This window comes from Bradyrhizobium sp. IAR9 (assembly GCF_013408065.1).
Taxonomy (GTDB): domain Bacteria; phylum Pseudomonadota; class Alphaproteobacteria; order Rhizobiales; family Xanthobacteraceae; genus Bradyrhizobium.
Window position 1 is genome coordinate 26,780 of sequence record NZ_JACBZW010000026.1, and the last position, 18,303, is coordinate 45,082.

At 64.5% G+C, this 18,303-nt stretch carries 15 protein-coding genes; 8 read left to right on the forward strand and 7 right to left on the reverse strand.

From position 1 onward, the window contains the following. Window positions 1–2: 2 nt before the first annotated feature. The 3 genes from GGD67_RS38615 to GGD67_RS38625 all read right to left on the reverse strand — a co-directional run bounded on the left by GGD67_RS38615 (window position 3) and on the right by GGD67_RS38625 (window position 6,324). On the reverse strand, window positions 3–1,133 hold the full coding sequence (locus GGD67_RS38615; protein WP_246784463.1) for a cytochrome P450: 1,131 nt from the start codon (window positions 1,131–1,133) through the stop codon (window positions 3–5). A gap of 149 nt (window positions 1,134–1,282) precedes the next feature. Next, window positions 1,283–4,306 carry an adenylate/guanylate cyclase domain-containing protein gene (locus GGD67_RS38620; protein ID WP_210286791.1) on the reverse strand — a complete coding sequence of 1,008 codons (3,024 nt, stop codon included), beginning with the start codon at window positions 4,304–4,306 and terminating at the stop codon, window positions 1,283–1,285. Between the two features lie 665 nt (window positions 4,307–4,971). Further along, entirely contained in the window at window positions 4,972–6,324 is a 1,353-nt protein-coding gene (locus GGD67_RS38625; protein ID WP_179740197.1) for an Nramp family divalent metal transporter, read from the reverse strand. Window positions 6,325–6,491: 167 nt separating this feature from the next. Between GGD67_RS38625 and GGD67_RS38630 the strand changes: the two genes are divergently transcribed. After that, the gene (locus tag GGD67_RS38630; protein WP_179740199.1) at window positions 6,492–7,736 is read left to right on the forward strand and encodes an MFS transporter; all 1,245 of its coding nucleotides are present in this window, start codon (window positions 6,492–6,494) and stop codon (window positions 7,734–7,736) included. On the opposite strand, the gene GGD67_RS38635 is transcribed toward GGD67_RS38630, so the two are convergent. Next, the gene (locus tag GGD67_RS38635; RefSeq protein WP_179740201.1) at window positions 7,733–8,992 is read right to left on the reverse strand and encodes an adenylate/guanylate cyclase domain-containing protein; all 1,260 of its coding nucleotides are present in this window, start codon (window positions 8,990–8,992) and stop codon (window positions 7,733–7,735) included. The two genes, GGD67_RS38630 and GGD67_RS38635, sit on opposite strands and share 4 nt — an antisense overlap. 163 nt (window positions 8,993–9,155) lie before the next feature. Here GGD67_RS38635 and GGD67_RS38640 point away from each other — a divergent pair, with 163 nt between their 5' ends. Both GGD67_RS38640 and GGD67_RS38645 read left to right on the forward strand, forming a co-directional pair. Further along, window positions 9,156–10,310, forward strand: a complete 1,155-nt coding sequence (locus GGD67_RS38640; protein WP_018320028.1) for an MFS transporter — start codon at window positions 9,156–9,158, stop codon at window positions 10,308–10,310. 31 nt (window positions 10,311–10,341) lie between these two features. After that, window positions 10,342–10,533, forward strand: a complete 192-nt coding sequence (locus GGD67_RS38645; RefSeq protein ID WP_179740203.1) for a hypothetical protein — start codon at window positions 10,342–10,344, stop codon at window positions 10,531–10,533. A gap of 6 nt (window positions 10,534–10,539) precedes the next feature. Here GGD67_RS38645 and GGD67_RS38650 read toward each other — a convergent pair whose 3' ends face one another. Together GGD67_RS38650 and dmeF are read right to left on the reverse strand one after the other, a co-directional pair. Beyond that, window positions 10,540–11,370, reverse strand: coding sequence for an N-acyl homoserine lactonase family protein (locus tag GGD67_RS38650; RefSeq protein ID WP_179740205.1), 831 nt, complete (start codon window positions 11,368–11,370; stop codon window positions 10,540–10,542). A gap of 81 nt (window positions 11,371–11,451) precedes the next feature. Then, window positions 11,452–12,426: a CDF family Co(II)/Ni(II) efflux transporter DmeF gene (gene dmeF, locus GGD67_RS38655; protein WP_179740213.1), complete on the reverse strand. Its 975-nt coding sequence runs from the start codon at window positions 12,424–12,426 to the stop codon at window positions 11,452–11,454. A 197-nt stretch (window positions 12,427–12,623) separates the two neighbouring features. Between dmeF and GGD67_RS38660 the strand changes: the two genes are divergently transcribed. The 4 genes from GGD67_RS38660 (at window position 12,624) to GGD67_RS38675 (ending at window position 16,350) form a co-directional block, all read left to right on the forward strand. Next, window positions 12,624–13,442, forward strand: coding sequence for a chromate resistance protein ChrB domain-containing protein (locus GGD67_RS38660; protein ID WP_179740215.1), 819 nt, complete (start codon window positions 12,624–12,626; stop codon window positions 13,440–13,442). After that, on the forward strand, window positions 13,442–14,827 hold the full coding sequence (gene chrA, locus GGD67_RS38665; protein ID WP_179740217.1) for a chromate efflux transporter: 1,386 nt from the start codon (window positions 13,442–13,444) through the stop codon (window positions 14,825–14,827). The genes GGD67_RS38660 and chrA overlap by 1 nt, the downstream gene beginning before the upstream one ends. A 489-nt stretch (window positions 14,828–15,316) precedes the next feature. Next, complete coding sequence (locus GGD67_RS38670; protein ID WP_018320022.1) at window positions 15,317–15,694, forward strand: PRC-barrel domain-containing protein; 378 nt, start codon at window positions 15,317–15,319, stop codon at window positions 15,692–15,694. A gap of 368 nt (window positions 15,695–16,062) precedes the next feature. Beyond that, complete coding sequence (locus GGD67_RS38675) at window positions 16,063–16,350, forward strand: hypothetical protein (protein ID WP_179740219.1); 288 nt, start codon at window positions 16,063–16,065, stop codon at window positions 16,348–16,350. Between the two features lie 144 nt (window positions 16,351–16,494). Here GGD67_RS38675 and GGD67_RS38680 read toward each other — a convergent pair whose 3' ends face one another. Then, a complete protein-coding gene (locus GGD67_RS38680; RefSeq protein ID WP_092257537.1) occupies window positions 16,495–17,472 on the reverse strand; it encodes an ABC transporter substrate-binding protein in 978 nt (325 codons plus the stop codon). A gap of 301 nt (window positions 17,473–17,773) precedes the next feature. Between GGD67_RS38680 and GGD67_RS38685 the strand changes: the two genes are divergently transcribed. Continuing rightward, window positions 17,774–18,190, forward strand: coding sequence for a RidA family protein (locus GGD67_RS38685; RefSeq protein ID WP_179740221.1), 417 nt, complete (start codon window positions 17,774–17,776; stop codon window positions 18,188–18,190). Window positions 18,191–18,303 lie beyond the last annotated feature (113 nt).

The window sequence follows — 18,303 nt, forward strand, 5'->3', positions numbered from 1 at the left end:
CGTCAGACGAAGTTCACGCGCATGCGAGACATCAATGGGCCGTCATAGGCGATGGCCTTGCCCTCGCCCCGCGTCAGTCGCAGCTCGGGCAGGATCAGCAGACCGATCAGCGCGCTGGTCAGGATTTCGACCGCGTAATCCTTGGCAGGACATTGGCGGGTGCCGTACCCGAACATCAGCCAGCGCAAATCCTGATGCGGCCCCCAATTGCGGGCGGGACAGAACTGACGGCTCTTCTTGACCACCCTGGAATCGAACAGGGCGGCAATCGACCAGATCGCCATCTTGCCACCAGCGGAGCACGGCGCGTTGTGCCGCGCCCCGGTCTCGAATTCCGTATCGCGCGGCACGTCGCGCGCGAGCAGCGGAAAGATGGGCCGAAAGCGCATCAGCTCGAGCACGTGCTCGCGCACCAGATCGCGGAACTTGGCGTCTTGCCAAACGCGGGCCGGCCCGAGCCGCTCGGCTTCCGCCCGCAAGGCCCGGTGAACCCCGGAACGCCCGAGCAACTCCTGCACGGCCAGTGCCCCCGACTGCACCGTGACCGGATGCGAAATCCAGGCAAGACCGGCGGCATTCCGCGTGATCTCGCTGGCAGTGCTCTGGACACCCCAAGCCTGTTCGATGTCGCGGCTCACGGCGGCGATACGTGCCCGCAACGCATCCGAGCAAAGTTCTGCCCGACGCTGGACCCTCAGCGTCGCAGTGCTTCCGGCAAGGAGCTGGCCTGCGACATATCTGATTTCCAGGAGATATTGCCGTTGCAGCCCGGGGTCGTTGAAATTGCCATGCGCGCCCGCGACCACCTTGCCCGTTGCCGCCCCGAACAGCGGATCCATCGCTCGAAACACGATCCACATCAGGTAGTCGTCAATGAGGTCGAACGACTTGTTCGTGCCGAGTTGCCCAAGCTGCTCGACGCGTCGCTGAACCTCCTGATCGGCCGCGGCCGGCAAGCTCGCAGCCAGCAAAGCCAACCGGGCATCGAGCAGACGCCGGTCGTCGTGGTAGGTAGGGCCCGGATCCATGCCAATCAGGTAATCGCCGGCGGCCAGATTGGCCGCATGGGCAGAGTTCGAGAAACTCTGCGGCCTGGTCAGGACACCCTTGACCGCACTGGCGCGCGCCGCCATGCCGAACCAGCCGCCCGCAAACGGCCAAAGCCGAAACAGGGCACCGACGGCTCGCAACGCCCTCGGACGGCGATTGGCCCAACAGAAGATCCCATAGGAGAGGCTGCGGAGCCCCGGCGGCATTGCATCAGGAGTGCCAGCTGAGATTTTCATGCTGCGTACCCGTCCTTCCGCCAATCTGCGAGCGCCGCGGCGGCCCGCATCCGGTAGTGAGGCATGCCCAGACGCTCCGCCGCCTCGGCGGTTCGCTTGAAATGCGCTTCGGCCCCGGCCTGATCGCCGGCTTGCCGCAGCGTTTCGGCGAGCTCGTACAGGGCTTCGGTCTGGTGTCCGTATTCCTCGGCGGCCTGCTCGACCGCCTTGCGTCCGACGGCGATCGCATCGTCCAGTCGTCCGAGCTTGCGATAGGCGACACCCAGGCTCACACGCATGAACGTCCTGCCATAGGGGCCGGCCGCCTCGTAGATGCGATCGGCGAACCCCTTCTCCAGCATGGGCACCGCTTCGGCGGCCTTGCCATTGCGCGCCAGCGCGCTGCCGAGAACGCCGGTGCAGACGGACAGCATGGTCGGCACGTTGTGCGTCATGCATTGCTGCACACCCGTGCGCATCAGGGACTCGGCACGGTCGAGCTCCTCGCGTTCGACCCAGATCTGCGATTGGACCGTGTCGATCAACAGACGGGAATATGGGTGATCGATGTTGGATAGAATCTCATAGCTCTTGGCGAAGAAATCGTCCGCCGCGCCGCCATCCCCGAGGCGCCACAGCGTGCTGGCATGAAATGCGTACAGGTTGATGATCGGAATCGCCGCCCAGCCCGGCTGGACATAATGCGCCGACAATTCCGGTTCGTAGTCCGACAGCAGGATCCGGCCCTCGGCCGCCGCGTCCGCGTAACGCCCGAGCGCATGCAGATGCATGAGGCGGGTCTGATGCGCCGCCATCATCATGTGACGACGCTGTGCGAGGCGAGCCGCTTCCAGTCCCTGCGAAGCGTAGCCCAGACCTTGCTCGAAACGTCCGCGCATCCACAGAAACACTGCCGTCTCGGTCGAAACCGCCGCTCGTGCACGCTGATCGTTCAGTTGCACGGCGATGGCTTCAGCCCGCTCCATGTTGTCGAAGATCTCGTCGATCTGCCCGAGAGCCAGCATTGCGCCAATGGCCTCCAGCCGGAGCGCGAGCTCCAGGGTCTGGGCGGTCGTCGCGCCCTCGACGCGCCGTGCCGCCTGGATGCCCTTCTCCAGCAATTGGACGGCCTCCCGATTGGCCGAGCGCGAGATGGCACGCGCCATCGACTTGACGGCGAATCTTGCCGCCTGCTCCCATTCCTCGCCCCCGAAGGCATGATGCGCCAGTGCCGGCGCGGCATCGACATCGGCGGCCCCGGGCTGGGCGTGCAGCGCCAGGAAGGCTTGGCGATGCAGCGCCTTGAGCCTGGCGCGCGTGAGCACCCCGAGCACGACGTCACGGACCAAGGCATGGCGGAACGCGAAGGCGTGCGATCCGTGCGAGCCCCTCGCCTGGTCCGGACTCGTCAGCAATCCGGATGCGACACAAAGGCCTAACAATTCTTCGGCGCGATCGAGGTCCACGGCCTGCATCGCGGCAACCAGATCGCGCGTGATGGGATCACCAAGGATGGCCGCAGCCTCTAGCGCCGACTTTGCGGCTTCGGGCAGCCTGTCGACCCGCGCCCCGATCACCGCCGCGATGGAGCCCGGCACCCGCAGCTCTCCGAGAGGCCTCTGCAAACGGTAGGCGCCGGGGGTGCCTTCCAGCGACCCGTCATCGATCAGCGTGAAAACCAGTTGCTCCAGGAAGAAGGGATTGCCGTCGGCACGCGCGACCAGTTCGGTCATGACGCCAAGCACGGACGGATCATCGCCGAGACAGGCGCGCGCGAGCTGGAGCATTTCTCCGTCGCCCAGCGGCTCGATCACGCGCTCGGAAAACCAGGACGCCCGACGCCATTGATGGTCGAAATCCGGGCGATAGGTGACGCAAATCAGGACCGGCAGCGCCTGAAGTTTTGGAAGCAGGCCCTCGAACAGCCGCCGGCTCTCGCGGTCGGCCAGGAAGACGTCCTCGAGCACGAGCAGGAAAGCGCCGGACCGCACGCGTCTGCGCACGAGCCAGAGCAACGCCTCGCCGATCCGGCGCCGTCGTTGCGCCGGGTTCAGCGCCAGCCAGGCCTCATCCGGCGCCGCAAGTCCCAAGAGATCATTGACCGCCGCCAGATGCTCGGCGCCGTCATCGGGCCATTTCGCAATCAACGCCTGCTTGGCGGAATGCCGAATGTCTGCCGCGCTGGTTTGCGCAAGCCCGACCAAACTTGCGGTCAGATCGGTGGCGGTGCTGTAGGCCCGCGTGCTCGCATACCCTCTCGCCTGCGAAAAGCAGACGTCCACGCCCTCTTGCGCGAGGCTGTCCATCCAGTCGACGATCAGGCGCGACTTGCCGATCCCGGCATCGCCACACAACCCGATGGTCCGCATTCCGGACTTTTGAACGGTCTCCAGGGTCCCTTCCAGGATCCTCAAGGTGTCTTTGCGTCCGATCAGAGGCGCCCAGCGCGGCTTCCGCGTCAATGGCGCGGCCGCCGAACTTTCGGTCTCCACCACGACTTCATGCACTTCGATCGGAACATCCAGTCCGCGCACGATCCGCACGCCCGCCGTACGCGTGTCGATCTGCTGCGCGACCAGCCGCTGCGTCGCGGCGCTGATCAGGATGCCGCCGGGCGGCGCCATCTTCTCAAGTCGCGAAGCGAGATGGATTGTCTTTCCGTCCGCGCCGTAGTGCGACCACCGGTATTGTCCGACGATACCGACCAGCACCTCGCCCGAATTGATACCGATGCGTAGCGTCGGGCTGACAACGCCTCCGATATCTTGGGCTGGAATGGATGCTCTCTGCATCTTGAGAGCGGCAAGGCACGCCCGCAGGGCGTGGTCTTCCTGCGCCACGGGCGCGCCGAACAAGGCGACGAGGCCATCGCCGAGCAACTGGCTCACCGTGCCGCCATAGGTCTCGACCGCGTCAGCCAACCGGTCCAATGCCCTGCCGAGATAGGCGCGGGCTTCCTCGGGGTCGACATGCTGCAAAAGGGAGGTCGAATTGCAGACGTCGACGAACAGCACGCTGACCTGCTTGTTTTCAGTCAACATCTGCGAGCGAACGGGAAGATGATGGTGCAGCTGGACGACGTGCGCATCGCGGTCCGGGGCGCCCGGCTCCTCCGCGTTACGATTGAGACTCGCACCACATTGAGAGCAGAAGCGATGCTCGCGGGAAATACGGGCTGAACAAGCGGGACACCTGGTCACGGCAGCACACACTCATCAATGATTTGTACGAAATTACCAACGCGTTCTGGCTTGAACATCGCCCCTTCGGGGCGTGAACCCGCTCAGCAGAAAAACAAGCTGTCGATCAATCCAAACGATCAAATCAAAAATTTCGTGCGCCAACTCTATTCGCGCACAACCGATAGATGAGTCCGGAGAATTGCAGTGGTCGCTCTTGGTCCGGCGCAGGACCCGCCGATCATCCCGCCGGAAGCAAATCAATGCTAAACAGGGGTTATTATTGTACGCCCGGTCAGCAATTGCAACTAGTATACGCGCGCCGCGCAAATTGAAAAGTGACAGTTTGCCAAATCGAGTTCCGACGCCAGGTTTTGCAACCCCTGCGCGCGAAATCGGAAGCAACTTCGCCAGCCAAGACATCTATCCGGGCAGACGCTCGCTTTCGGGAAGGTCACGCTCGCTGCCTGATCGGGGGCCGTCCGAGCAAGGCCCACTTCAACGAGCCGGATAGATAGCCGCCGCCCTCACCCGAACAGCGTATCCACCAGCAGCTTCACGTTCAAAATCACGATGACACCCGCGACGATCCACGCGATCGTCGCGACATATCCCGGAATCGCGAACTGCCCCATCTTGCGACGGTCGGAGACGAAGCGGACCAGCGGGATCACCGCAAAGGGCAGCTGCATCGACAGCACCACCTGGCTGAACACCAGCAGATCAGCGGTGCCGCGCTCGCCATAGATCGCCGTCACCACGATCACGGGAACGATGGCGATGCCGCGCGTGAGCAGGCGGCGCGCCCAGCTCGGCAGGCGCAGGTCGAGAAAGCCTTCCATCACGATCTGGCCGGCGAGCGTCGCCGTCACCGTCGAGTTCAGGCCGGAGGCGAGCAACGCCACCGCGAACAGCGTCGAGGCGATGCCGAGGCCGAGCAGCGGCGAGAGCAGCTCGAAGGCCTGGCCGATCTCGGCAACGTCGGAATGGCCGCTCTTGTGGAAGGTTGCGGCTGCGACCACCAGGATCGCGGCGTTGATGAACAGCGCCAGCATCAGGGCGATGGTCGAGTCCGTCGTCGCCCATTTGATGGCCTCGCGCCGGCCGGCGTCGTTGCGCTCATAGGCGCGCGTCTGCACGATCGAGGAATGCAAATAGAGATTATGCGGCATCACCGTCGCGCCGATGATCCCGATCGCGATGTAGAGCATTTCAGGGTTGGTGAAGATCTCGCTCTTCGGCATGAAGCCGTGCAGGACCTCCGCCACCGGCGGCGCCGCAGCCACGATCTGGACCGCGAAGCAGACCGCGATCACCGCCAGCAGCGCGATGACGAAGGCCTCGAGGAAACGGAAGCCGCGGTTCATCAGCAGCAGCAGCAGGAAGGCATCGAGGGCCGTGAGCAGCGCGCCGCCGATCAGGGGAATGCCGAACAGCAGCTTCAGCGCGATCGCGGTGCCGATGACCTCGGCGAGATCGCAGGCGATGATCGCCGCCTCGCAGGCGAGCCAGAGCAGGAAATTCACCCCGGGCGAATAGGTGGCGCGGCAGGCCTGCGCGAGGTCACGGTCGGTGACGATGCCGAGCCGTGCCGCCAGCGACTGCAGCAGGATCGCCATCAAATTCGAAAGCAGGATGACCGACAGCAGCGTGTAGCCAAACTTGGAGCCACCGGCGAGGTCGGTCGCCCAATTGCCGGGGTCCATGTAGCCGACCGAGACCAGATAGCCCGGGCCGACAAAGGCGAGCAGCCGGCGCCACCAGCGGCCCGCGGCCGGAATGGCGACCGTGGCGTTGACCTCGGCGAGACTTTTGGTGACGGGCGCATCAGCGCGCCAGCCGGCGGCGTCGGGACTCAAATCAGGCGATCGGGCATCCATGCGGCGAGAATACCGAAATCGAGTCTTATTGCAACTCATTTGCAACTGCATCTAGCGGCATGGGTTCCCGCTCTGGCCGTTATTCGCCGCCGTGTCGGGAAGCGGGTGGGTTTGGCGGCCGTTGGCGCCGGATACTGGCGCCAACCCGACTTTGCAGGAAATGAGCCATGTCAAACCCGCCTCGCCTCCCCGACACCTTTGGCCGCCTCGCCTGGTCCAACCTCGCGGCGCAGTCGGCCGAGCAGATCGCGCTGGCCGCAGCTCCCATCGTCGCCGTGCTCACGCTCGGGGTCGCGGAAGGCCAGACCGGCCTGCTGCAGACCGCACTGACCCTGCCCTTCGTGCTGTTCGCGATTCCGGCCGGCCTGCTCGCCGACCGCATCTCGCGTCGCTCCCTGATGGCCGGGGCCGAGGCGCTGCGGGCGGTGGCCCTCGGGATAATCGTGCTGCTGCTCGCGCTCGGCGCCCTCAATCTTCCGCTGCTGGCGCTGCTCGGCTTCGCAGCCGTGTGCGGCACCGTCGTCTACAGCGTGGCCGCGCCGGCGCTGGTGCCATCGTTGGTGAGCTCCGACCTCCTGCCGGCGGCGAATGCCCGGATCGAGCTGGCGCGCACCGTCGCCTTCGCCAGCGGACCCGCCCTCGGCGGCGCACTGGTGGGATGGTGGGGCGCGAGCCCGGCGTTCGGCTTCGCCGCGGCGCTCTCGGCGATTGCGGTGGTGCTGCTCTCGGGCATCTTCGAACCGGCGCGCGCGCCCGCCCCGCGGCGACATCCGTTCCAGGATATCCGCGAAGGCGCGGCCTTCGTATTCCATCATCCGCTGCTGCGGCCGGTGTTCATCACCCAGTTCATCTTCAACACCGGCTGGTTCCTGCAGATCGCGGTGTTCGTGCCCTATGCCGTGCGCCATCTCGGCCTCACCGCCGCCGGCGTCGGCACGGTGCTGACCATGTACGGCGTCGGCATGGTGATCGGCGCGCTGTTCGCGACGCGCGTGATGCAGCGCGTGGCTTTCGGCACCGTCGTCGGTCTCGGCCCGGTGACGGGCTTCGTTGCAGCTGTGGTGATGGCGCTGACGGTGCTGGTCCCCTCGCCCTGGCTCGCGGCGTTGAGCTTCTTCCTGCTCGGCGTCGGGCCGATCCTCTGGGTGATCTCGACCACGACGCTGCGCCAGTCGGTGACGCCGCCGCGCCTCTTGGGCCGCGTCTCCGCCATCAACATCATGAGCTACGGCGCGCGCCCGCTCGGCTCGGCGCTGGGCGCGGTCGTCGGCGGCCTCTGGAGCGCCGAAGCCTGCCTTTATCTCGCGGCGGCCGTGTTCGGCGCGCAGGCGCTGGTGATCTGGCTGTCGCCCGCGGTGGCACTGGATCGGCAGCCGGACATGGTGGGGGATGAAGTCGCGGCGCGGTGCTAATTCGCCAGATACCGCTCGTAGCTCCCCGTCACCGGCTCGCTGGCGTCGACCTCCGGATCGAGCGTGTAGAGATCCTGCGCACGGCCGATGCCACGCAGCGCGTAGCGGCCGGTGGAGACCAGATAGCGCCGGCCGGCGGCATCCAGGCCCTTGTAGAATTCCGCCGATGCCAACAGCTCGCGGTCGACCGAGCGGCTCATCGAGGCGATGCGGCTGACCTCGTTGACGGTCGGCCCGACCACCGTGAAGTCGAGCCGGTCCTCGCTGCCGATATTGCCATAGAAGACCTCGCCGACATGCAGGCCGATATAGGCCGAGGTGGTCGGACGGCCGTCGGCCTCGCGCCGCTTGTTCAACGCCGCGACGTTCTTGCGGAACAGATGCTCGGCGCGGAGCGCAGCGCGCCGCGCATCCGCCATGTCCTCACCCCAGAACATCGCGAGCACGCCGTCCCCGATCAGCTTGAGCACGTCGCCGCCGGCCTCGTGGATCGCGTCGATCACGGCCTGCGCGTAGTCGTTGAGGAACGGGATGATCTCGTCGGGGCCGATGCTCTCGCTGATTCCGGTCGAGCCGCGCAGATCCGAGTACCAGAGCACGGCGTTGATGCGCTCGGTGACGCCGCGCGAGATGCGGCCGCGCAGCACCTGCTCGGAGGCGTCGCGGCCGAGATAGACGCGCCCGAGCGTGCGGGCGATGTCGACCTGCTGGGCCGATTTGATCGCGAGCCCCAGCACCGGCACGAGATCGCGTAGCGCCTCGAGCTCGCCGCCGGAGAAGCCGCTGTCGCGGCGCGTGGTCCAGCAGGAATAGAGGCAGTCCATCAGGCCGAGCGCGCCGTTCTCGCCGAAGCGATGCACGAAGGCGAGATAGTGCTTGTGGCCTTTTTCGGCGAGCTCGCCGATCTGGGAGAAATCCATCGACGGCGCGTCGGCCAGATCGATCACCATCTCGTCGTGGCCATGCTCCAGCATGTGGAAGAACACCGAGCGGCGCCAGCTTGCGGCGGCGTCGCCCTCGGCGGTCGAGCGGTATTCGAACGCGTCGCTCTCGTTGCTGGGACGATCGCTCCAGCGGAAGCCGCGGCCCTCATAGATCGGATGCAGCGTGTCGATCACGACCAGCGCACGCGACAGCTCCAGCCCCTCGGCGCGGCAGCGCTCGCAGAAGCCGCGGAGCAGTTCGTTTTCGGGAAGGCCCGTGAGCCCCTGGCCGGTCAGCCAGTTCATCAGCGCAAGGCGCGAGGTCAATTGCATGCGCCATTATGGCGTGCATTCGTGACGGGCGAAAGGCCGCGCGCGAACGTGCGCAACGAGGCTCCCGCCCGCAGCAGGTCGAATATGCCACAGGCGCGGTTGACGCGCTGTCGTGCCGGCTGCAAATGGAACCGATGTCACTGCCGACCAGAAATACGGGAATATGAGCCAGCGCCAGCTTCCGATCATCCTGGCGCTCGGCACCACGCAGACCCTGGCCTGGGCGTCCAGCTATTATCTGCCGGCGCTAATCGCCGATCCCATGGCGCGTGACCTCGGCGTCTCCTCCAACTGGATCTTTGGCGCGTTCTCGGCCTCGCTGGTGATCTCGGCGATGCTCGGCCCGCGCATCGGCCGTCAGATCGATCTCGTCGGCGGCCGGCAGGTGCTGTCGGCTTCGAACCTGACCATTGCCGCCGGCCTCGCGCTGCTTGGCTTCGCACATTCCGTCCCGGTGATGGTGTTCGCCTGGCTCGTGCTCGGCATCGGCATGGCGATGGGGCTCTACGACGCCGCCTTCGCCGCGCTGGGGCGCATCTACGGCACCGAGGCGCGCAGGCCCATCACCGGCATCACGCTGATGGCGGGCTTCGCCTCCACCGTCGGCTGGCCGCTCACGGCCTGGGGCCTGTCCCATATCGGCTGGCGCGAGACCTGCTTTGCCTGGGCCGCTGCCAACATCCTGATCGGCCTGCCGCTCAACTTCTTCATGCTGCCGACGATCAAGGGCGCCAGGCAGGCGGCGGCGGCCGAGAAGCCGCATCTGCCGCTCGACCGCACCATGGTCCTGCTCGCCTTCATCTTCGCGGCGGTGTGGACCGTCACCGGCGCCATGGCCGCGCATTTCCCGCGCATCCTCGAGACGACAGGCGCAACCCCGGTCGAGGCGATCGCCGCCGGCGCGCTGATCGGCCCGGCCCAGGTCGGCGCGCGCATCCTGGAAGCCGGCTTCCTCAGCCGCTTCCATCCGCTGTGGTCGACCCGGCTTGCCTGCCTCACCCACCCGATCGGCGCGGTGATCGTGGCGATCTTCGGCGGCGCGGCGGCGAGCGCGTTCGCGCTGTTCCACGGCTCGGGCAACGGCATTCTGACGATCGCGCGCGGCACGCTGCCGCTGTCGATCTTCGGCCCGAAGGATTTCGGCTATCGCCTCGGCATCATCGGCGCCCCGGCACGCATGGCGCAGGCGGTGGCGCCGCTGACCTTCGGCCTGCTGATCGACCTCATGGGCGCCAAGGTGCTGATCGTCTCGTCCGCGCTCAGCCTCTCGGCGCTGGCGGCGTTGTTCCTGATCCGCACCAAGCCGCGGCCGGATTGACCATGCCCGAGGTTTCGCGCACAAGCGGGCCATGACCGAGGACGCTGGCCCGCCCCGCACATTCAAAAGCCTCCTGCGCTGGGCCACCACCCCGCCGCAGGCCTGGGGTGTCTACCTCCTCGCCGTTCTCTTGATCTGGCTGGTCTCATTCTACGCCGGCACCCTCAAGCCGAAGAAGACGCCGGACGCGAGCCCGCCCATAGTGACGGCACCGAAAGGCTGATCCGCCTTAGTCGTAAAACTCCGGCGCCAGCTTCTGGCTGTCGCGCTGGGCCTTGTCGTGGTTGATCCAGAGCTGCGCCTTCTCCTTGGCCAGCGTGTCGGCGATCTTCTGCATCGAGGCCGCGGTCTGGTCCTTGTCGACGTTCATGCTGGGCACGCGGCGGTTGTCCCAATTATCCCTAAAATGGACGGCGTCGCCCGACAGCACCACCGCGCCGGTCTTCGGCAGTTTCACCAGCAGCGACTGGTGCCCGGGCGTGTGGCCGGGCGTCGACAGGATGGTCACGCTGCCATCGCCGAACACGTCCTTGTCGCCGTTGAGCAGCTCGACCGGGTGCGATGGCTTGAAGCGCGGCTCGTTGTTGGCGCCGGGCCAATCATATTCGGCCTTCTGCACGTAGAGCGTGGCCTGCGGGAACAGCTCGACATTGCCGGTGTGGTCGGGATGCGTGTGCGAGACCGCCATCGCCTTGACGTCATCGGGCTTCAGCCCAAGCTGTTCGAGCTGGGCGGCAAGCGTCTTCGGCCGGCGCCAGGTGGTAGCCTTGGGATCGGCGGGCACGAGACCATTCGGCATGCTCGCGACGGAATCGGCGATGCCGGTGTCCCACAGGAACCAGCCCTTGCTGTGCTTGACGAGGTAGCAGGTGTCGACGAAGTCCATCGACTTGCCTTCGTTCAGGCCGGGCGTCCAGCGCGAGATATCACCTGCGGTGCCCTCGCCGCAGTTGAGCACATAGAGCTTCTCGACGCCGGCCTTTTCCGATTGCGCCAGCGCCGCGGGGCCGGACAGAGCGAGCGCAGCGAGGGCGACGGCGAACGTGATCCTGGGCATCATTGTTCCTCCGATACAGCCATGCGGGCTGCGACCGAGGATCAACCCCGGCCGCATCGCAGAATTCCGCTCGCGTGGTTCACGTCAATGCAGGCAGGTCTCGACCTCCACCGTGACGTGACTGAGGCCCTTCAGCCCGGCGAGCCGCCGCTTGTAGACGGCCGGCTGCTTCGGCTTGTCGGACACCACCGAGAGCAGCACGGCGCAATGGCCGGGACCGACCTGCCACAGATGCAGATCAGTGACGCGGTCGTCGCCGACCTCCATGCGCGCCCGGATCACCCGCTCCAGCTTCTCATCGGCGCGTACGTCGAGCAGCACCGCGCCTGACGACTTGATCAGGCCGAACGCCCAGGCCGCGATCACCACGCTGCCGATCAGGCCGACCGCCGGATCGGCCCAGACCCAGCCCGAATACATGGCGACGGCAAGAGCTGCGATCGCCAGCACCGAGGTCGCGGCATCGGCCATGACATGGACGTAGGCCGCGCGAAGGTTGTTGTCGTGATGGTGGTGATGGCCGTGATGATCATGGTCGTGATCCCCGTCGGCATCATGCGCATGGCTGTGGCCGTGATCATGGCCGCGATGGTGATGATCGTGGCTGCCCTGCAGCAGCCACGCGCTGCCGAGGTTGACGCAAAGTCCGAGGACGGCCACCGCGATCGCCTCGCCATACACGATCGGCACCGGATTGATCAGCCGCAGCACGCTCTCATAGGCGATCTCGACCGCGATCAATCCCAAAATGATCGCGCTGGCGAAGGCGGCGAGATCGCCGAACTTGCCGGTGCCGAAGGTGAAATGCGCATTGCCCAGATGCCGCCGCGCGAAACGATAGGCGAAGGCGGCGATGCCGAGCGCGGCCGCATGCGTGCCCATGTGCCAGCCGTCGGCGAGCAGCGCCATCGAACCGAACAGCGAGCCGGCGACAATCTCACCGACCATCATGACCAGCGTCAGGACGACCACGAACCAGGTGCGCCGCTCGTTCTCGTCGTGCTTCTGGCCGAGAAAGGCGTGGTCATGGGTCCATTGTTCGATGGAATGGGAATGCATCGAATTCTCCAGGGGATTCAGGTCTGCTGGGGTTCAGTATAGACCGGCGGGCAGCACTTTTCGAAGGTCCAATCGTCCTGCGGATTGACAGTGCTTCTTAGTTTCGATGTAATCTGCGCCATGGGGATTTGAGCGATCTCCCCACGAGGCGACACGCCCAAGCATCGCGTCCCGTTCGGTTCTTGCGAGGACGCATCATGTCTACATTCACGACCATATCGTCTGACAAATTGGCACGGTTGATCGGCACGGCGAACATGCCTGTCCTGATCGACGTGCGGACTGAAGAGGATTTTGCCGCCGACCGGCGGCTGATCCCCGGCTCTATCAAGCTCAGCCACGAGAATGTGACCGACTGGGGCGGCGACTTCGCCGGCCGCCGGGCTGTCGTCTCGTGCTTCCGCGGCGAGAAGCTCGCGCAGGGCACGGCGGCCTGGCTCCGCCAGCTCGGCGTGGAGGCCGAGACTCTCGAGGGCGGCTTCGAGGGCTGGAAGGCGGCCAAGCTGCCGCTGGTCGACGCCCGCAAGCTGCCGCCGCGCGATGCCAAGGGCCGCACCGTCTGGGTCACGCGGGCGCGGCCGAAGGTCGACCGCATCGCCTGCCCCTGGCTGATCCGCCGCTTCGTCGATCCCAATGCGGTGTTCCTTTATGTGGCGCCGTCCGAGGTGGTCGCGGTCGGCGAGCGGTTCAATGCTGCCCCCTTCGACATCGAGAACGTGTTCTGGAGCCACCGCGGCGAGCTCTGCACCTTCGACGTGATGGTCGAGGAGTTCGGCATTGCGACGCCGCCTTTGCTACGGCTGGCCACGCTGGTGCGCGGCGCCGACACCGCGCGGCCCGACCTCGCCCCGGAGGCGCCCGGCCTGCTCGCGGCCTCGCTCGGGCTGTCGCGGATGTATGACGACGACCTCGCGCAGCTCGAGGCCGGCATGACGCTCTACGATGCCTTCTACCGCTGGTGCCGCGACGCCACCACCGAGACCCACAACTGGCCGACCAACAAGGTGAAGGCGTAATGGACACGCGGAATGTTCAAGCAGGAGCTGATGCCGGTCACGGCATCAGCTTCAGCGAAGCGTTCCGCGTCTGGCTTCGCGTCGCCTGCCTGAGCTTCGGCGGGCCCGCGGGCCAGATCGCGGTGATGCACCGCATCCTGGTCGAGGAGAAGAAATGGATCTCCGAAGGCCGTTTCCTGCATGCGCTGAATTACTGCATGCTGTTGCCGGGACCGGAGGCGCAGCAGCTCGCCACCTATGTCGGCTGGCTGATGCATCGCACTGCCGGCGGGCTGATGGCGGGGGGGCTGTTCATCCTGCCCGGCATCATCGCCATCATGGGCCTCAGCTACATCTACGCGGCTTTCGGCAACGTCAGCTTCGTCGAGGCGCTGTTCTTCGGGCTCAAGGCCGCCGTGCTCGCCATCGTCATCGAGGCCGTGGTACGCGTCGGCAAGCGCGCGCTGAAGAACCGCATCATGATCGCACTCGCCGCTGCGGCCTTCGTCGCGATCTTCTTCTTCGCAGTGCCCTTCCCGATCATCATCATCGCGGCAGGCCTTATCGGTTATGCCGGCGCGCGAAGCGGCCGCGCCGAATTCGCGCCGGCCGGTCACGGCCATGGCGCTAGCGGCGCCGCGATCGACAGCATGCTCGGCGAAGCCGTGCCCGACCACGTCAAACCCAACATCGCGCGCGCGATCCGCGTCGGCGCACTGTGGCTGGCGCTCTGGCTGGTGCCTGTCATCGCACTGCTCCTGGTGCTCGGGCAAGGCAACGTCTTCAGCCAGATCGCGCTGTTCTTCTCGAAGATGTCGCTGGTCACCTTCGGCGGCGCCTATGCGGTGCTGGCCTATGTCGCCCAGCAGGCCGTCGAGCACTATCACTGGCTGAAGCCGCACGAGATGCTGGACGGTCTCGGCATGGCCGAGACCACGCCGGGCCCGCTGATCATGGTGCTGCAGTTCGTCGGCTTCATGGCGGCCTATCGCGACCCCAGCGGGCTGTCGCCGATGCTGGCGGCGACGCTCGGCGGATTGCTCGCGACCTGGGTCACCTTCACGCCGTGCTTCCTCTGGATCTTCGTCGGCGCGCCCTATATCGAGCGCCTGCGCGGCAACACCGGCCTCGCCGGCGCGCTCAGTGCGATCACCGCCGCCGTCGTCGGCGTGATCCTCAACCTCTCGATCTGGTTCGCGCTCCACACGCTGTTCCGCGAGACCGTGCCGGTGCATGCGTTTCCGCTGAACTTCGATATGCCGGTGCTGAGAAGCGTCGATGTGCCGGCGCTGCTGCTGGCGATCGCAGCAGCAACGGCGATCTTCCGGCTCAAGCTGGGCATGCTGACGGTGCTGGCGTGCAGCTGCACGGCGGGCGTGGCGCTAAGGCTGGCGGGGGTGATTTGAGGCACGTACTCGTCGGTTCGTTGGTCCGGTTTGCTGTTGGAAGGCGACATCGAAGCCGACGCGGCTGCATGGCGGCTTTGGGCCAACAAGAGACTCGTGCATCGCACTCGGCCGTGGTCGCCTGAACTATCGGTAGAGCCACGCCGAGGTTGCGCGCCGTATTGGGCACCTCATCGGCTACCAACAGCTTATGCATCGGGTTGTCGGGATTGACCAGGATCGCGATTTGCGAGGCCCCGGGCACCAATTCCCGGAGGATTTCTATTCGCTTTGCTACGAAATATTGCGTCGCGAAGCGGCGCGAAGCGACCCGGCCGGTCGTCGCCAGATCTGCGCCTCATCGTCGTCCCTCTGTTTGAGCTCTTAAAGTCCATGTCAGCGTCGCTAGGCTGGTCATCGGCGCTACGACCGTTACGCCTAACGCAGGAACACCCTCGGAGCGGCAGAGTTAAGCCGACAAACCACCTACCCCATGAAGGAGAAAAAGTCATGGCCCGCGCAACAGCCCATCCGGATCATCACTGCATCTCAAGCGAAGACATTCAAGGAACCGAGGTGTATGGAGCAGATGGAAAGAATATCGGTGAGATTGATCACCTAATTATCGACAAGGTGTCAGGTCGCGTGGCTTATGCCGTTATGAGCTTCGGCGGATTTGTCGGCTTGGGTCACAGCCATTACCCCATTCCCTGGGGCGCTCTGACGTATGATACGTCACTTGAAGGCTTCCGAACCAATATCACGGAGCAACAGCTGAGGGACGCGCCTGAGTTTAGCGATGACTCCTGGGAAGATCGAAATTGGGAAACCCGAACCCACCGGTATTACGGGACGCCCACCTACTGGGAAGGGCGAGGTGGCCTATAACGCCGACTAGATCAGCGAAATCCGATCGTGAGTGCCAGCTGAACTGATCGGCCGGCCCCCACGCGGTCGGATCAGATCTGGCAGGTTTTGATTTCGTCCCAAGGTTAGGAACCCCAATCCGGTCGCCAATGGCGGCGAGGTCTCAAGCTTGGATGACGTTCGCTGCCGCATTGTCGAGCGAAGCTCTGGCCTGTTCCTGATCCATTGGCGCTGCCTTGCCAGCCGCACTGTGGGCCCCCCGATGTCCCGTTCGGGCCACGAGTGCCATTTGGAATGGTAGGCTGGTTGCTTTCGGTCTCCCCAATGAGCCTCCTAGCTTTCGCCCTACCGACTCGGCGCGAGAGCGTACGTACGCCTAAGGACGAGGGATGACTGTTTCAGAGGAAGTCCGAGTTTGGCGGTTACGAGCGCGAGTCTTTGCGGTTTCTGGAGCCCTATGTCTCGCCTTGATTTTCTTGCTGAAGATTCTCGATCCAACCGAGTTCGCGAAAGGCTTGATTGGTCCGCTTGTTCTGGTGCTCGTTTTCCTTTGGCTGTACGGGCTGTTTTGCACCTATCGGTATTGGAAAGATTTTAGAGAAGATGAAGTACGGCGCGGCGGATCAGCGGAAACCGCGCGTGAAAAATGGCATAAACTGCACCCGCCCGCAGGCTAGATGCTGGTGGGACGCAACGGGCCAAAAGCAGCAATAAACGCCATCCTGGATTGCTGTCGGGATTGCCTCTGAAAGCCGAACTGACACGGGTTCGAGCCATCAGCTGCTAAGGGCCATATCCGGACTCATGCAGCGCAGCAAACTCTATTCAATCACTTCATCCGCGCGAAGGAGCAACGAGGTCGGCACGGTGACGCCGAGCGCTTTGGCAGTCTTCATGTTGATCACTAGCTGGAATTTGGTCGGCTGCTCGACCGGCAGATCGGAAGGCTTCGTGCCTTTGAGGATCTTATTGACGTAACCGCCTGCACGGCGGAACAGATCGGCTATATCGGGGCCATAAACGACCAATCCGCCATTCGCGAATTCTCGTGAGAGATGAATAGCGGGCAAACGATGTTTCGCCGCGAGCGCAACAATTCGGGGGCCCTGGACTACAGTCAGAGGGTCGCCAAGAACGATCATTGCATCGGGGCGCTGGGCGGCGGCCGAGGCAAAGGCGGTATCGAGCTGCTCAGCCGAGGTCGCCTCCACTATCGGCAGAGCCACGCCCAGGTTCCGGGCTGTGGGAGGAACCTCCTCGACTAATATCAGCCTGTGCATTGGATTGCCCGGATTGACTAAGAGCGCGATTTTCGAAGCGCCGGGCACTAGTTCGCGGAGGATCTCGATTTGCTTTCCGATTGTTACCCCTGCGGAGGTCGCGAGACCCGTTATATTGCCGCCTGGACGCGATAGGCTTTGCACGAGGCCAAGCCCCACGGGATCGAACACTGCCACGAATACGATTGGGATGGTGGCAGTTGCGGATTTCAGGGCTGTGGTTGCCCGCGGCGCCGCAGCGACGAGCACATCGGGACTGAGAGCAATCAGGTCGGCAACTGAAGCTGGCAGTCGGTCTGGGGGTTGGGAAAAACGATACTCGACAATCAGGTTTCTTCCATCGATCCAGCCGTGCTTTTGCAGCCCATCAAATAACGCAAGCTCGGCTTGATTGAGGGCCCGCCCGCTCCCATCACCTATAGCAAGGAAGCCAAGTCGATGGTGTCTACCCTGCGCCCACGAACGTCTCGGCGAAACGAGCAGCGCCGCAGTACCCGCTATGAACTCCCGCCGCTTCATTCGATCCTCATCGCAGCTTGAGGACGAGGTGACGCAGCGTATCACGCATCGATGGTCGTCGCACCTGCTGAGGCGGCAATTGCTGCGTCGCAATTGCGGGGCATCGTGCAAGACGGCTACGGGTCAAAGGCCGAAAGTCTCGCTGAGAGCAAATCTGGTCTGAACTACCACGGATGGCAGACATCGATTCGGCCGTGAGGATTTCTCAGTCGAGCCAGGAGCCGAAGTGTCGCTTGTCGCCTTCGTATGTTCTATTCGTCGTAGTTGCGCCGTTGACCGCGGCAAAAAACAAGGAGCCCCAATGACCCGATCCGTCCATGTTGCTGCGGGACTCTTTGATAGCCGGCCGTATGGTTTTGCTCAGGTTACAGTCATTCGGACGCCGTTCGGTGACGTGGTAAATGTGTCCGGCCAGGTCGCTTGGGATGCCGATCGAAACATCGTCGGTGCCGGTGACATCGGGCGTCAACTTGAAAAGAGCCTAGAAAACCTGGCTGTCGCATTGGCATCGGTTGGCGCGACGCTCGATGACGTCGGCTCACTCCGACTCTACATCAAGCTAAGTCACATGCATGAAAGTGGAGCGATCACCACCGCTCTCAGGGCGGCGTTCGGCGAGAACCCGCCCTGCGCAACCTGGATCGGGGTGCCGAGCCTCGCCAACGACGCTTTCCTGATCGAGGTCGAACCCTCTAACGTTTTTCTTGCGCGCAAGTAGATGGCTGACGGCAGCAATGGGTCTTGGTCGTGTAAAAACAGCCTTACAGGACCGCGAGTCTTGAAGCCAAAACTGGGCCGGCCTCAGGCCGCGATCGCGGCGATCAGCGGCCT

Coding starts and splice junctions, on each gene's coding strand:
- GGD67_RS38660 (WP_179740215.1), top strand. CDS start 12,624: ATGTCTACATTCACGACCATATCGTCTGACAAATTGGCACGGTTGATC.
- GGD67_RS38685 (WP_179740221.1), top strand. CDS start 17,774: ATGACCCGATCCGTCCATGTTGCTGCGGGACTCTTTGATAGCCGGCCG.
- GGD67_RS38640 (WP_018320028.1), top strand. CDS start 9,156: ATGAGCCAGCGCCAGCTTCCGATCATCCTGGCGCTCGGCACCACGCAG.
- GGD67_RS38630 (WP_179740199.1), top strand. CDS start 6,492: ATGTCAAACCCGCCTCGCCTCCCCGACACCTTTGGCCGCCTCGCCTGG.
- chrA (WP_179740217.1), top strand. CDS start 13,442: ATGGACACGCGGAATGTTCAAGCAGGAGCTGATGCCGGTCACGGCATC.
- GGD67_RS38620 (WP_210286791.1), bottom strand. CDS start 4,306: ATGTTGACTGAAAACAAGCAGGTCAGCGTGCTGTTCGTCGACGTCTGC.
- GGD67_RS38625 (WP_179740197.1), bottom strand. CDS start 6,324: ATGGATGCCCGATCGCCTGATTTGAGTCCCGACGCCGCCGGCTGGCGC.
- dmeF (WP_179740213.1), bottom strand. CDS start 12,426: ATGCATTCCCATTCCATCGAACAATGGACCCATGACCACGCCTTTCTC.
- GGD67_RS38635 (WP_179740201.1), bottom strand. CDS start 8,992: ATGCAATTGACCTCGCGCCTTGCGCTGATGAACTGGCTGACCGGCCAG.
- GGD67_RS38650 (WP_179740205.1), bottom strand. CDS start 11,370: ATGATGCCCAGGATCACGTTCGCCGTCGCCCTCGCTGCGCTCGCTCTG.
- GGD67_RS38675 (WP_179740219.1), top strand. CDS start 16,063: ATGACTGTTTCAGAGGAAGTCCGAGTTTGGCGGTTACGAGCGCGAGTC.
- GGD67_RS38645 (WP_179740203.1), top strand. CDS start 10,342: ATGACCGAGGACGCTGGCCCGCCCCGCACATTCAAAAGCCTCCTGCGC.
- GGD67_RS38615 (WP_246784463.1), bottom strand. CDS start 1,133: ATGGCGGCGCGCGCCAGTGCGGTCAAGGGTGTCCTGACCAGGCCGCAG.
- GGD67_RS38670 (WP_018320022.1), top strand. CDS start 15,317: ATGGCCCGCGCAACAGCCCATCCGGATCATCACTGCATCTCAAGCGAA.
- GGD67_RS38680 (WP_092257537.1), bottom strand. CDS start 17,472: ATGAAGCGGCGGGAGTTCATAGCGGGTACTGCGGCGCTGCTCGTTTCG.